Raw genomic sequence first — 13067 nt, forward strand, 5'->3', positions numbered from 1 at the left:
CCGACGACGGCCGCCACCCGGTCCGCGACTGGCGCAACCCGGACAAAATGAGACGGCGTGTCGTCCATTTTCGCGCCACTCGCGGTCGGGGTTGCGCCAGTCGGGGTCGGTCAGAGGGCGGACTCGATCGCGCGCCAGAACGTCGGATAGGCGTAGATCGTGTTGGCGAGGGTGTCCACGGGGATCTCGGCGCGCACCGCGAACGCGAGCGCCGAGAGGGTCTCCCCGCCGTCCGGGCCCGCGCTGGTGGCGCCCACGATGACCCCCCGGTCGTCGTCGATGACCAGCTTGATGAGTCCCCGGTTGCCCGGGCCGTGGATGAACCCCCGGCTGCTGGCCGCCAGGTCGGTCGACCCGACCCGGACCGTGAGGCCCTGCTCGCGGGCCTGCTTCTCGGTGATCCCCACCGCCCCGATCTCCGGATCGGTGAACGTGACCCGCGGCAGGCTCGTGTCGTAGTCCGGCAGGTGCTCCCCGAGGATCGCCTTGGCGACACGCTCGGCCTGGTACATCGAGACGTGGGTGAACGCGCCGCGCCCCACGATGTCGCCGATCGCCCACAACCCGTCCGTGACCTGCATCGAGTCGTCGACCGTCAGGTGGTGGCCCGCCTCGACGCCCACACTCTCCAGGCCGATGTCGTCCAGACGGGACCGACGGCCGGCGGCGACCAGCACCCGCTCGGCCTCGTAGGTGACCACACCGCTCGTGACGTGGAAGACCTCGCCGTCGTGAGCCACGCCGTCGATCGTGATGCCGGCGTGGACGCCGATGCCCTCCGCCTCGAACACTGATGCGACGAGCTCGGACGACTCCGGCTCCTCGACCGCCAGGATGCGCTCGCCGACCTCCAGCACGGTCACCGCGGTGCCGAAGCGGGCAAAGGCCTGGGCCAGCTCGAGACCGATCGCCCCGCCGCCGATGACGATCAGCGACGCCGGCGCCGTCTCGGTCTCGAGGATCTCGCGGTTGGTCCAGAACGGGGTGCCGGCCAGGCCCTCGATCGGCGGCACCGCCGGCGTCGTGCCGGTGTTGAGCACGACCCCGCGCGAGGCGACGTAGGTGTCGTCGCCCACCGTGACCCGCCGCTCGCCGGCGAGGCGGCCGTGCCCGCGGACGAGCCGGGCCCCCGCGTCGGTGATGCGGTCGGCGGCGACGGTGTCGTCCCAGTCGTCGGTCGCCTCGTCGCGAATGCGTCGGGCCACGAGGGAGAAGTCCGGTGTCACCGAGGCCGAGCCGGCCAGCTCGTCGATCCGTCGAGCCTCCGCGAGGGCGTTCGCGGCCCGGATCAGCATCTTGGACGGGATGCAGCCCCAGTAGGGACACTCACCGCCGACGAGCTCGGCCTCGACCGCGACGACGTCGAGACCCGCCTTCGCGAGGCGGGCGACGAGCGCCTCTCCACCGGGACCGAGACCGACCACCACGACATCGCACGCGATTTCTGCCATGCCCCATCCTCAGTCATGAGGACGACGATGGCCACAGGTCGAGGACAGGACGCCCCGGAGAGCTACCTCTCGGCGCTCGTGCGGTCGGCGGCCGCGGTCCGGTCGCGGGGCTCGCGCCACTTCACGATGCTGTAGACCAGCAGCACCAGCGCGGCCACGGCCGAGGTCCACAGGCCGAGCGCGGTGCCCCACCCGGCGGCGGGGAGCTCGGGCCCGAAGCCCACGCCGAGGATCTCGAACTCGGGGATGTCGGGCTTCACCCACCACACGGCGCCGAGGAACACGAGCCACAGCACGCCGAGGACGCTGACGAAGATGCGGGGCCAGGTCGCGACGCCGAACTTGGCGGCGTCGATCGCCTTGCGCTCCAGCGGGTCGAGCAGCTTCTGCGCCCAGACGTAGTGACGTGACAACAGGGCGACACCGGCCACCACGACGATCGTGCCCGGTCCCGGCAAGGGCCACAGCACAGCGCCGAGCGCGATGAGGATCCAGCCGAGGACCTCGGTGCCCGTGCGCTGGGACCAGCCCTTCAACCTGGTTCCGACGCTCATGAGAACAGTCTGCCGCATCGTCTGAACTCAGATGGCGCAACCCTGCGGCCCCCGGTTGACTTGTCGCCGTGAACATCGCATCCTCCCTCCTCGGGCTCGCCGAGGAGACTCTCGGCCTGCCCCTGCCCATCCGTCTGCGGGCGTGGGACGGCAGCGAGGCCGGCGTGCCCGGCGCTCCGGTCGTGGTCATCCGCAGCAAGCGCGCCCTGCGCCACGTGATCTGGAAGCCCGGCGAGCTCGGTGTCGCGCGGGCGTACGTCCAGGGCGACCTGGACGTCGAGGGCGATCTCGGGGACGGTCTGCGCGCGATGTGGGACGCGGTGCGCGACGCCCGGGTCGCCGACGCCTCGGCCGGTCGGCCGCGGATCGGGCCACGGCAGCTGCTCAAGGGGGCAGCCCTCGCCGTACGCCTGGGAGCGATCGGCCCGCGTCCGCCCGCTCCGGCCGCCGAGTCCGTCCTGACCGGCGAGCTGCACAGCAAGGAGCGCGACCAGGCGGCGATCTCGCACCACTACGACCTGTCGAACGACTTCTACGAGCTGATCCTCGACCCGCACATGGCCTACTCCAGTGGCTTCCACCACACGCCGGGGATGACGCTCGAGGAGGCCCAGACGGCCAAGCTGCACCTGATCTGCCGCAAGCTCGGCCTCGAGCCGGGCATGAAGATGGTCGACATCGGCTCGGGGTGGGGCTCGCTGACGCTCTTCGCGGCCGAGCACTACGGCGTCCACGTGACCGGAGTGACCCTGTCGGTCGAGCAGCGCGACTACGTCATGGCCAAGGCGGCCGACCGCGGTCTCGCCGACCGGGTCGACGTCAGCCTGCGCCACTTCCGCGATCTCGAGGCCTCGGGCGTGCGCGACGGGCAGGTGGACGCGATCGCGTCGGTCGAGATGGGCGAGCACGTGGGTGACGCCGAGTACGTCGTCTTCGTCGACTCGATCCACCGTTATCTGCGCCCCGGTGGCCGGGCGCTGATCCAGCAGATGTCCCGCAGCAACGACGCCCCCGGCGACAGCCCGGGCGGCGGCCCGTTCATCGAGACCTACATCGCCCCCGACATGCACATGAAGCCGTTGGCCAGGACGATCGGGCTGATCGCGGCGTCGGGCCTGGAGATCCGCGACGTGCAGGCGATGCGTGAGCACTACCCACAGACGGTCGCGGGGTGGGCCGCCCGCCTCGAGGAGAGCTGGGACCGCGCGGTCAAGCTGATCGGCGAGGAGAGCGCGCGGGTGTGGCGCCTGTACCTCGTCGGCGGGGCGCTGGCGTTCGAGGAGAACCGCATGGGCGTCGACCAGATCCTGGCCGTCAAGCCGTCTCGCCGCGGCGTCAGCGGGATGCCGGCCTCTCCCCTGGCGTGGCTGCCGTGATCCCCAACGACCTGTCGCAGACAGCCGCCACCGCGGCGGCGTGCCTCGGTGCCCTGCTGGTCTTCATGGGCCTCGGCCTGGCGTACGCACTTCGCCGCCGGCTGCTCTCGATCGTCGACACGCTGTGGGGCCTCGGCTTCGTCGTCGTCGCGACGGTCGCCGCGATCGTCTCCCTCGGCGGCAGCGGCGGGACCGTCCAGCGCTGGATCGTGCTGGTGATGGTCGCGGTCTGGGGCCTGCGCCTCGCGTGGCACGTCGGCGGGCGCAACCACGGCACGGGCGAGGACCCCCGCTACGCGGATCTGCTCGAGCAGGGTGAGCAGAAGGGCCGGTCCTTCACCCGGACGGCCGTGACCCGGGTGTTCGTGCCGCAGGGCGTCGCGATGTTCATCGTCTCGGCCCCGCTCATCGTCGGTCCCAACAACGAGCGCATGTCGCTGCCGCTGACCGTCGCAGGCGTGCTGGTCTGGGCCGTCGGGCTGTTCTTCGAGGCCGTCGGCGACGCGCAGCTCAAGGCGTACAAGCGTGATCCGGCTCACCAGGGCAAGATCATGGACACGGGCCTGTGGAGCCTGACCCGCCACCCGAACTACTTCGGCGATGCGTGCGTCTGGTGGGGCCTGGGACTCGTGGGGGCGGGCTCGTGGCCCGGCCTGGTCGCGCTGATCGGGCCGGCCGTCATGACGTACTCACTGGTCAACGTCACCGGCGCCAAGCTCAACGAGAAGAGCCAGCGCAGGAAGCCGGGCTGGGACGACTACGCCCGGCGCACCAGCTACTTCGTCCCGCGGAAGCCGAGGCCGCCTGCGGCCGAGCGCTGACGCGCGCCAGCGCAGCGTGAGCGTGCGCGGCGCAGCCGCCTCCTGCGAGGCGGGAAGCCGAGGCCGCCTGCGGCCGAGCGCTGACGCGCGCCAGCCTGGGCCCGTTGCTCAGGCCGAGACGAAGATGTGGGCGGCTGCCTCGGCGTCGATCTCCGCGGTCTCGCCCTGGCGGGCGACGATCACGCCGTCGTGCCCCCGCGAGACGAGGACGTCGTTGCCGGGCAGCGCGCCGACGCGGCGCAGCACCGACATGACCTCGATGTCCTTCTGCAGCTCCTCCGCGATGCGGCGGACGACCAGGCGGACCGGCTCGGCCGCGCCCCGCACCGCACCCGTCATCGACTGCACGCCGGTGAGGAACTGGGCCGGCACCTCGGCCTCGCCGAGCTCGGCCAGGCCCGGGATCGGGTTGCCGTAGGGGGACTCGGTCGGGTGCTCGAGGATCTCGACGAGGCGACGCTCGACCTGCTCGGACATCACGTGCTCCCAGCGGCACGCCTCCTCGTGGACGAACTCGATCTCCAGACCGATGACGTCGATCAGCAGGCGCTCCGCGAGACGGTGCTTGCGCATCACGCGGGTCGCGAGCTGGCGTCCCTTCTCGGACAGCTCGAGGTGGCGGTCGCCCTCGACGGCCAGCAGACCGTCACGCTCCATGCGCGCCACGGTCTGGGACACGGTCGGTCCGCTCTGGTGCAGGCGTTCGGCGATGCGCGCCCGCAGGGGCACGATGCCTTCCTCCTCCAGCTCGTAGACGGTGCGTAGATACATCTCGGTGGTGTCGATCAGCTCGCTCACACGTCCATTGTCCCACGTCGGGCACACTGCTCGATCACGCCGCAGAATGGAGCGCATGCCGACGTCAGTCATGTGGTTCCGCACCGATCTGCGCCTCCACGACCAGCCCGCCCTGCGCGCCGCGATCGAGGAGGGCCGCGACGGTGTCGTGCCGCTGCTGGTGCTGGACGACCGCTACTGGGGACCCGGAGCGTCGACCCGGCAGGCGTACCTCGTGCGCCTGATCGGCGACTTCGCCGACCGCATCGGCGGCCTGCACCTCGTGCACGGCGACCCGGTCACCGAGGTGCTCCGGGTGGCTCGGCAGGTCGACGCCTCCTCGGTGCACGTGTCGGCCGACTTCACGCCGATGGGCGCGGAGCGCGACCGGGACGTCGAGGCAGCCCTGGCCGACCACGACATCCCGCTCGTCCGCACCGGGTCGCCGTACGCGGTCTCGCCGGGTCGGGTGGCCAAGGACGACGGCACCGGCTACCGGGTGTTCACCCCGTTCTTCCGCGCATGGCAGGAGCACGGGTGGCGACAGCCCGCCGACGCCCCCGACGACGTCCCGTGGCTGCGGTCCGACGGCGGGACGGCCCGGCTCCCCGAGGCGACCGTGCCCGAGGGGATGACGCTCCCGCCGCACGGGGAGGACGCGGCCCGGGCCAGATGGGCCGAGTTCCTCGCCGACGACGTCGCGGACTACGCCTCGGCACGCGATCTCCCGGGTCCGGACCGCACGTCGCACATGTCCGTCCACCTCAAGTGGGGCACGATCCATCCGCGCACGATGCTGGCCGATCTGGCGCCCCTGCGCTCCGAGGGCGCAGCCGCGTACGCGCGCGAGCTCGCCTTCCGGGAGTTCTACGCCGACGTGCTCCACCAGCGACCGGACTCCACCTTCGGCTACTACAACCGGGCGTTCGAGCAGATGCGGTACGACGAGCCCGGCGGCGACCTCGAGGCCTGGAAGGCCGGCCGCACCGGCATCCCCATCGTCGACGCCGGGATGCGACAGCTGCGCGGCGAGGGCTGGGTGCACAACCGGGTGCGGATGATCGTCGCGAGCTTCCTCGTCAAGGATCTGCACCTGGAGTGGCAGCACGGGGCCCGGCACTTCCTCGACCTGCTCGTCGACGCCGATCTCGCGTCCAACCAGCACGGTTGGCAGTGGGTCGCCGGATCCGGCACGGACGCCTCGCCGTACTTCCGGATCTTCAACCCCATGACGCAGGGCAAGAAGTTCGACCCCGACGGCCAGTACGTGCGCCGCTGGGTGCCCGAGCTCGCCGACGTGCCTGCCAGGCACGTGCACACCCCGTGGGAGATGGCCGAGCCGCCGGCCGACTATCCCGCACCGATCGTCGACCACGCCGAGGAACGACGCGAGTCCCTGCGGCGCTACGAGGAGATCAGGCCGGGTCGGTAGGGTCGGGCCCCATGGTGACGATCCCGGCACAGTTCAACGGACCCGACCACTCCGGCAACGGCGGCTACGTCGCCGGACTCATCGCGCAGGAGGTGGGGACCGGGCCGGTCACCTCGACGCTGCGCATCCCCCCGCCGCTCGACGTCCCTCTGAGCTGGGAGCGCGAGGGCGACCACGTGCGCCTGCTGACCGCCGGCGGCGCCGTCGTCGGCGAGGCCGGACCGGGAGAGCTCGGGTCCGACGTCCCCGCGATGCCGTCCGCCGCGGAGGCCACGACCGGCCTCGCGGCGTACCCCGGCTTCGACCACCACCCGTTCGACCGCTGCTTCACGTGCGGCACCGCTCGCGGCGATGGCGACGGGCTGCGCCTGTTCACCGGTCCGTTCGCCGAGGGCCGCACCGCGGGGCCGTGGGTCCCCGACGCCGCCTTCGCCGCGGAGGACGGTCTCCTGGACGTCCCGACGACGTGGGCGGCCCTCGACTGCCCCGGCGGGTGGGCCGCCGACTTCACCCGTCAGACGATGGTGCTGGGCCGGATGACCGCCGAGGTGCTGCGCCGTCCCCGCGCCGGAGAGTCGCTCATCGCGACCGGAGAGCTCTTCGGGACGAGTGGGCGCAAGTTCTTCACGGGCACCGCGCTGTACGCCCTGGACGGCGAGCTGCTGGGTCGCGCGGAGCAGGTCTGGATCCAGATCGACGTCACCTCGTTCGGCTGAGCGCTTGCTGAGGCGAAGCCGTGGGAGCGGGCGTAACGTGACCTGACGTGCCGCGGTCCGTCTCCCACTTCTTCGCGGACGTCCGCCCCCTGCGCAACCACCACTTCCGGCGGCTCTGGATCGCCAACATCATCACGGTGATCGGGGCCCAGCTGACGGTCGTCGCGGTGCCCGCACAGCTCTACGCCGACACGGGCGAGTCGTTCTACGTGGGGCTGGCCGGCGTCTTCGGCCTGGTCCCGCTGGTGATCTTCGGTCTGTACGGTGGCGCGCTCGCGGACGTCTTCGACCGGCGCACGATCCTGGTGGTCACGACGATCGGCCTCATCGTGACCAGCGCACTGTTCTGGGCGCAGGCCGCCGCGGACAACCGGAACGTCTGGCTCCTGCTGTGCCTGTTCTCGGTCCAGCAGGCGTTCTTCGCGGTCAACCAGCCCACCCGCAGCGCAGTCCTCCCCCGCCTCATCGCGCCCGAGCTGCTTCCTGCGGCCAACTCGCTCAACATGACCGTCACGATGGCCGGCGCGATCGCCGGCCCGCTCGTGGCGGGGATACTGATCCCGGTCATCGGGTTCGAGTGGATGTACCTGATCGACACGATCACGCTCTTCGCGACGCTCGGCGCGGTGCTCCGGCTGCCGAGCCTGCAGGTGCTGGAGGCGGCGGCCGGCGCCCCGGGCATCCGTGCGGTGATCGACGGCTTCGTCTACCTGCGCACGCAGCCCGTGCTGCTGATGTCGTTCGTGGTCGACCTCATCGCGATGGTGTTCGGCATGCCACGGGCGCTGTTCCCCGAGATCGCCCACGTGTCGTTCGACGGTCCCGACAACGGCGGCATCGTGTTCGCCCTGCTCTTCGCCGCGATCCCCGCCGGCGCGGTGATCGGCGGCGTCTTCAGCGGCTGGGTCTCGCACGTCGAGCGGCAGGGCCGGGCCGTCGTCATCTGCATCGGGGTCTGGGGCGTCGCGATGACCGGGTTCGGGCTGGCCGTCGCGCTCGCCGACCACTGGATGACCCCGATGCTGGTCGTGGCGCTGCTGATGCTCGTCGTCGGGGGTGCCGCGGACATGGCGTCGGCGGCGTTCCGATCGAGCATGCTGCAGTCCGCCGCCGACGACGCGATGCGCGGACGCCTCCAGGGTGTGTTCATCGTGGTCGTCGCCGGTGGGCCCCGCATCGCCGACACCCTGCACGGCGCGTCGGCCGCGGCCGTGGGAACCGCTGCGGCCGCGGCCGGCGGCGGCGTCCTGGTCGTCGTCGGCGTCGTGATCGCGTCGATCGCGGTGCCCTCGTTCGTGCGCTACCGGATCACGCGCTCGGCGTCCTGAGCGTCCACAGCGACAGGCTCGTCACGCCGTACGAGCGCACCTGCTCGCGGTGGAAGTCACGGTTCAGCCTGGCCAGCTCGGGCGCGCCCCGGTGGGACGGGTAGCCACGGGTGACGACCCAGACCCGCTCCGCTGCCACGGGGACGCTGTCCGCCTGGGCCACGACGAGCCGCTCGAACGGTCCCTCGTACGCGTCCACGAACTTCAGGAACGAGGCGGGCACCGCGACCACCGCGTCACCGGGTGCGACCTCCGCCGCGAGATCGCGGGTCAGTGACCTCAGGTCGTCCGGACGCCGGTCCGGTGCCCGGATGTCGCGGTGTCCCGGCAGCACCGCGAGTGCCACCACGACCAGGATCGCGCCGAGGGCGACGGGGCGGCCCCGGCCGAGCACGCGGGCGACCCCGTCGACGCCCGCGCCCACCAGCAGCGCGACCGCGGGCACGACGTAGAGCACGTAGCGGTCGGCGTAGACCGGCTGCACCTGGGACACCAGCCACGACACCGCGACGGGCAGCACGGCCCACAGCAGGGGCAGCGGCGACCTGCGCAGCACCCACGCACCGCTGACAGCGAGCAGCGCGAGCCCGACCGTGGCGACGTCGGTGCCGCCGATCTGGTCGACGAGCCCGCGAAGCTCGCTGAGGCCCGGGCGCCGGATCCAGCCGAGCTGGCCCGCCCGCTGCCCCGCCGCGACCACGGCCAGCGGCAGCAGGACGACGGCTGCGCCCGCCCACGCGAGCGCCACCTCGCGCGCGATCTGCCGGGCGGCAAGAAGGACGTACGCGCCGTGGGCCGCGAGCAGCAGCAAGGCGTAGAGGTGCAGGCAGCCGAGGACCGCGACCGAGGCGGAGTACGCGACGACCCGCCCAGGGGAGGGCCGCTCGACCATCCGCAGCAGGGCCAGCGCCGACAGGACGGCCACCATGCTCACCAGCGCGTACGACCGGCCCTCCTGTGCGAAGCGGCTCGTGACGGGCAGGATCGCGTAGACGACCCCCGCGCACGTGGCCGCCGTCCGGCCCATGAGCCGCCGACCGACCAGGACGACACCCACCGTCGCGACGACGAACCCCACGAGGGACGGCAGCCGCACCCCCAGCTCGACCGGATCGATCCAGATCGTGAGGCGCAGCAGCAGGTCGTACGCGGCATGGACCGCATCAACCTCTCCCCACTCACGCCATGCATCGCCCAGGGGCTCCCGCGCGAAGTGCACGCTGACCGACTCGTCCCGCCAGAGCGCCGGTCTCGTGATCGACCACGCGCCGACGAGCGCGGCGAGCAGGGCGGGTCCGACGAGCTGTGCGAGCCCCGGCCAGGAACGGCGGCGGGGCTCGGCGGAGGTCACGGCGGGAGGCTACCCGACCCGTGGCCCCTGCGCGTGTCTCACACGAGCGGCTCCCCCACCAGCGTCTGCAGGGACGGTCGTGCGAGGACGCCCGTCGCCCGCTCGAGGGACGCGGTGTCCGGAGCCGCTCGCCCGGGGCGGACGCCGGTCGCGGCGCGGACCAGGAGCACCGGCAGCACGCCGACGCCCACCAGCACCAGCAACAGCCAGGCCGCACGGCCCAACGCATCGGTGGCTGCGCCGACCAGCCCGGCGACGACCGTCCCTCCGCCCACGTAGACCGCGGACCACAGGCTCGAGCCGGCGACGGAGGCGACGGCGAACCGGCGGTACTCCAGGCCGGACGCGCCCGCCGCGGCCGGGGTGAGGGTGCGGACCACGGGGACGAGGCGCGTCAGGAGCACAGCTGTGCCACCTCGGCGGCGCAGCAGGTCCATCGCGTGGTCGAGGTGGCGTCGGCCGAGCCGTCGCACCGCCCGGGTGTCGCGCAGGGCGTCGCCGTAGCGGCGACCCAGGACGTACCCGACGTGGTCGCCGAGGCTCGCACCCGCCGCGACGGCCAGGCCGAGCAGGATCAGCTCCGCCGGCGTGTCCAGGCCCGCGGCGAGGACGACGACGGCGGTCTCGCCGGGCAGGAGCATCCCGAGCCCCAGTCCCGACTCCGCGAAGGCGAGGGCAAGGCCCAGCCCGAGTGTCAGGGCGATTCCGGTCATGGTCCGAGCCTGCGAGGCCGAGGCGTACCCCCACCGGCGCCCGGATGGCCGTGAGGTGAACTCCGCCCGACAGGTACCGACCGGCTGCACGCCGCCGTGAGTAGGCTCGCCCCATGACTACGGTGCTGACCTACGGGACGTTCGACCTGTTCCACATCGGTCACCTCAACCTGATCAACCGGCTCGCCGAGCTCGGCGACCGCCTCGTGATCGGGGTGTCCACCGACGAGTTCAACGCGGGCAAGGGCAAGACGTCCGTCGTGTCGTACGAGGACCGCGCTCGCATCATCGCCAGCATCAAGGGCGTCGACCTGGTGATCCCCGAGACGTCGTGGGATCAGAAGGTCTCCGACATCAAGGAGCACGACGTCGACGTCTTCGCGATCGGCGACGACTGGCGCGGCAAGTTCGACGACCTCAAGGAGCTGTGCGAGGTCGTCTACCTCCCCCGCACCGACGGCATCTCCAGCACCGAGATCAAGCAGATGCTCCGCGTGCTCGATCCCCAGCACATCACCGAGATGCAGGAGGCGCTGGCCGTCATGAGCCGGCTCCTCGAGCACTACCGCGACCTCACCTGACCCCCCCCCGCCCAGCCCAGCCCCGCCCCGCCCAGATTTGCGGAGTTCTGCACGCTTTGCGGGCAGAATTCGGTGCAGGAGCCCGCAAATCTGGGCGGGGTTGGGGTTGGGGTTGGGGTTGGGGTTGGGGGTCAGGGGGCGAGGCGCTCGCGGACCCAGCCGCCCGGGACCTCGGTGAAGCGGATGCGGTCGTGCAGGCGTCCCAGCCGTCCCTGCCAGAACTCGATCGACTCGATCGAGACGCGGTAACCGCCCCAGACCTGGGGACGCTCGACGTCGCGGCCCTCGAACGTGCGCTCGGCCTCGGCGACCCGCTCGTCCAGCACGGCGCGGCTCGCGATCGGCTGTGACTGCGGCGACGCGACGGCACCGATCTGCGATCCCCGCGGTCGGGAGGCGAAGTACGCATCCGACTCCGCCTCGTCGAGCAGGCTCACGGCCCCCTCGATCCGCACCTGGCGCTGGAGCGGGTGCCACAGCATCGTCGCGGCGGCGCGCGGGTTCTCGGCGAGCTCGAAGCCCTTGCGCGACTCGTACCCGGTGAAGAACGTGAGCCCGCGCTCGTCGATGCCCTTGAGCAGGACGATCCGCACCGAGGGACGTCCGTCGTGGGTCGCCGTGGCCAGGGCCATCGCATTGGGTTCGTACAGGCGAGCCGTCAGAGCGTCGTCCAGCCAGCGTCCGAACAGGGCCAGCGGATCGTCCCCTGCGTCGGTCTCGTCGAGGCCCGCGCGGGCGTAGTCCTCACGCATCCGGGCGAGATCGGGTGTCTCCATGTGTACAACGTATCCGCGCAGGGCAGAATGCAGCGTATGACTGAAGTCCATCACGGACTCGAGGGCGTCATCGCCTTCGAGAGTGAAATCGCCGAACCTGACAAGGAAGGGTCTGCGCTTCGCTATCGCGGCGTCGACATCGACGACCTCGTCGGTCGCGTCCCCTTCGAGAAGATCTGGGGCCTGCTGGTCGACGGGGCGTACGAGCCCGGTCTTCCCCCGGCCGAGCCGTTCCCGATCCCCGTGCACTCCGGCGACATCCGCGCCGACGTGCAGAGCGCCATCGCACTGACCGCCCCCGCGTGGGGCATGAAGCAGCTGTACGACATCGACGACGCCCAGGCGCGCGACGACCTCGCCCGCGCCGCGGTCATGGTCCTGTCGTACGTCGCCCAGGCGGCTCGCGGTGTCGGACAGCCCTTCGTCCCGCAGAGCGAGGTCGACAAGGCCGGCACCATCACCGAGCGCTTCCTGACGCGCTGGCGGGGTGAGGTCAACCCCGATCACGCCAAGGCCATCGACGCGTACTGGGTCTCGGCGGCCGAGCACGGCATGAACGCCTCGACGTTCACGGCCCGTGTCATCGCCTCGACCGGTGCCGACGCAGCTGCCGCACTCTCGGGTGCGGTCGGCGCGATGTCGGGCCCGCTGCACGGCGGCGCCCCGGCCCGTGTGCTGACGATGATCGAGGAGGTCGAGAAGTCCGGCGACGCCACCAAGTACGTCAAGGACCTGCTCGACAAGGGCGAGCGGCTCATGGGCTTCGGCCACCGCGTCTACCGCGCCCAGGACCCCCGCGCCCGCACCCTGCGACGTACGGCCAAGGAGCTCAACGCCCCGCGTGCCGAGGTCGCGATCGCGCTGGAGGAGGCGGCGCTCAAGGAGCTCAAGGAGCGTCGCCCCGACCGCGTCCTGGAGACCAACGTCGAGTTCTGGGCCGCCATCGTCCTGGACTACGCCGAGATTCCCCCGCACATGTTCACCGCGATGTTCACCTCGGCGCGCACGGCCGGCTGGAGCGCACACATCCTGGAGCAGAAGCGCACCGGACGCCTGATCCGACCGTCCGCGATCTACACCGGTCCCGCCTCGCGCGGAGCCGACGAGGTCGAGGGCTGGAACCCCGACTGGGCCAAGGCCTGAGCCACCCCCCAAGCGCCCCGCTCGACCTGTCGAGCGGGGCGCTTGGCA

General features: G+C 71.7%; 13 protein-coding genes. 7 read left to right on the forward strand and 6 right to left on the reverse strand.

Going from position 1 to position 13067, the window contains the following annotated elements:
- Nucleotides 1–110: 110 nt before the first annotated feature.
- Nucleotides 111–1451, reverse strand: a complete 1341-nt coding sequence (locus GEV26_RS14180) for a dihydrolipoyl dehydrogenase family protein (RefSeq protein ID WP_153654074.1) — start codon at nt 1449–1451, stop codon at nt 111–113.
- A gap of 62 nt (nt 1452–1513) precedes the next feature.
- A complete protein-coding gene (locus GEV26_RS14185) occupies nt 1514–2005 on the reverse strand; it encodes a PGPGW domain-containing protein (RefSeq protein ID WP_194839874.1) in 492 nt (163 codons plus the stop codon).
- 68 nt (nt 2006–2073) lie between these two features.
- Between GEV26_RS14185 and GEV26_RS14190 the strand changes: the two genes are divergently transcribed.
- Both GEV26_RS14190 and GEV26_RS14195 read left to right on the forward strand, forming a co-directional pair.
- Nucleotides 2074–3381 (forward strand): SAM-dependent methyltransferase, encoded by a 1308-nt coding sequence (locus GEV26_RS14190; protein WP_153654078.1) that lies wholly within the window; start codon nt 2074–2076, stop codon nt 3379–3381.
- On the forward strand, nt 3369–4202 hold the full coding sequence (locus GEV26_RS14195) for a DUF1295 domain-containing protein (protein ID WP_243838767.1): 834 nt from the start codon (nt 3369–3371) through the stop codon (nt 4200–4202). Before GEV26_RS14190 ends, GEV26_RS14195 begins: the two co-directional genes overlap by 13 nt.
- Before the next feature lie 108 nt (nt 4203–4310).
- On the opposite strand, the gene GEV26_RS14200 is transcribed toward GEV26_RS14195, so the two are convergent.
- Entirely contained in the window at nt 4311–5000 is a 690-nt protein-coding gene (locus tag GEV26_RS14200; protein ID WP_153654080.1) for an iron-dependent transcriptional repressor DtxR, read from the reverse strand.
- Between the two features lie 55 nt (nt 5001–5055).
- Here GEV26_RS14200 and GEV26_RS14205 point away from each other — a divergent pair, with 55 nt between their 5' ends.
- The 3 genes from GEV26_RS14205 to GEV26_RS14215 are packed head-to-tail and all read left to right on the forward strand — an operon-like array spanning nt 5056 to nt 8455.
- The gene (locus tag GEV26_RS14205) at nt 5056–6411 is read left to right on the forward strand and encodes a cryptochrome/photolyase family protein (RefSeq protein WP_153654082.1); all 1356 of its coding nucleotides are present in this window, start codon (nt 5056–5058) and stop codon (nt 6409–6411) included.
- 11 nt (nt 6412–6422) lie between these two features.
- Nucleotides 6423–7127: a hotdog family protein gene (locus GEV26_RS14210; RefSeq protein ID WP_153654084.1), complete on the forward strand. Its 705-nt coding sequence runs from the start codon at nt 6423–6425 to the stop codon at nt 7125–7127.
- Between the two features lie 47 nt (nt 7128–7174).
- Complete coding sequence (locus tag GEV26_RS14215) at nt 7175–8455, forward strand: MFS transporter (protein ID WP_153654086.1); 1281 nt, start codon at nt 7175–7177, stop codon at nt 8453–8455.
- On the opposite strand, the gene GEV26_RS14220 is transcribed toward GEV26_RS14215, so the two are convergent.
- Nucleotides 8436–9806, reverse strand: a complete 1371-nt coding sequence (locus tag GEV26_RS14220) for a glycosyltransferase family 39 protein (protein WP_153654088.1) — start codon at nt 9804–9806, stop codon at nt 8436–8438. The two genes, GEV26_RS14215 and GEV26_RS14220, sit on opposite strands and share 20 nt — an antisense overlap.
- Nucleotides 9807–9844: 38 nt before the next feature.
- Nucleotides 9845–10519 carry a DedA family protein gene (locus GEV26_RS14225; protein WP_153654090.1) on the reverse strand — a complete coding sequence of 225 codons (675 nt, stop codon included), beginning with the start codon at nt 10517–10519 and terminating at the stop codon, nt 9845–9847.
- 113 nt (nt 10520–10632) lie between these two features.
- Between GEV26_RS14225 and tagD the strand changes: the two genes are divergently transcribed.
- Nucleotides 10633–11100, forward strand: coding sequence for a glycerol-3-phosphate cytidylyltransferase (gene tagD / locus GEV26_RS14230; protein WP_153654092.1), 468 nt, complete (start codon nt 10633–10635; stop codon nt 11098–11100).
- A 131-nt stretch (nt 11101–11231) separates the two neighbouring features.
- Here the strand turns inward: tagD and pdxH are convergent, their stop codons facing one another.
- Nucleotides 11232–11876, reverse strand: a complete 645-nt coding sequence (pdxH, locus tag GEV26_RS14235; protein WP_153654094.1) for a pyridoxamine 5'-phosphate oxidase — start codon at nt 11874–11876, stop codon at nt 11232–11234.
- 36 nt (nt 11877–11912) lie between these two features.
- On the opposite strand from pdxH, the gene GEV26_RS14240 reads away from it, so the two are divergent.
- On the forward strand, nt 11913–13019 hold the full coding sequence (locus GEV26_RS14240) for a citrate synthase 2 (protein ID WP_153654095.1): 1107 nt from the start codon (nt 11913–11915) through the stop codon (nt 13017–13019).
- Nucleotides 13020–13067 lie beyond the last annotated feature (48 nt).

Origin of the sequence: Aeromicrobium yanjiei (assembly GCF_009649075.1) — a bacterium.
Classification (GTDB): domain Bacteria; phylum Actinomycetota; class Actinomycetes; order Propionibacteriales; family Nocardioidaceae; genus Aeromicrobium; species Aeromicrobium yanjiei.

Excerpts from the sequence above, each read along its gene's own strand:
- GEV26_RS14210 (WP_153654084.1), top strand. The coding sequence starts at position 6,423 with ATGGTGACGATCCCGGCACAGTTCAACGGACCCGACCACTCCGGCAAC.
- GEV26_RS14185 (WP_194839874.1), bottom strand. The coding sequence starts at position 2,005 with ATGAGCGTCGGAACCAGGTTGAAGGGCTGGTCCCAGCGCACGGGCACC.
- GEV26_RS14225 (WP_153654090.1), bottom strand. The coding sequence starts at position 10,519 with ATGACCGGAATCGCCCTGACACTCGGGCTGGGCCTTGCCCTCGCCTTC.
- tagD (WP_153654092.1), top strand. The coding sequence starts at position 10,633 with ATGACTACGGTGCTGACCTACGGGACGTTCGACCTGTTCCACATCGGT.
- GEV26_RS14240 (WP_153654095.1), top strand. The coding sequence starts at position 11,913 with ATGACTGAAGTCCATCACGGACTCGAGGGCGTCATCGCCTTCGAGAGT.
- GEV26_RS14205 (WP_153654082.1), top strand. The coding sequence starts at position 5,056 with ATGCCGACGTCAGTCATGTGGTTCCGCACCGATCTGCGCCTCCACGAC.
- pdxH (WP_153654094.1), bottom strand. The coding sequence starts at position 11,876 with ATGGAGACACCCGATCTCGCCCGGATGCGTGAGGACTACGCCCGCGCG.
- GEV26_RS14180 (WP_153654074.1), bottom strand. The coding sequence starts at position 1,451 with ATGGCAGAAATCGCGTGCGATGTCGTGGTGGTCGGTCTCGGTCCCGGT.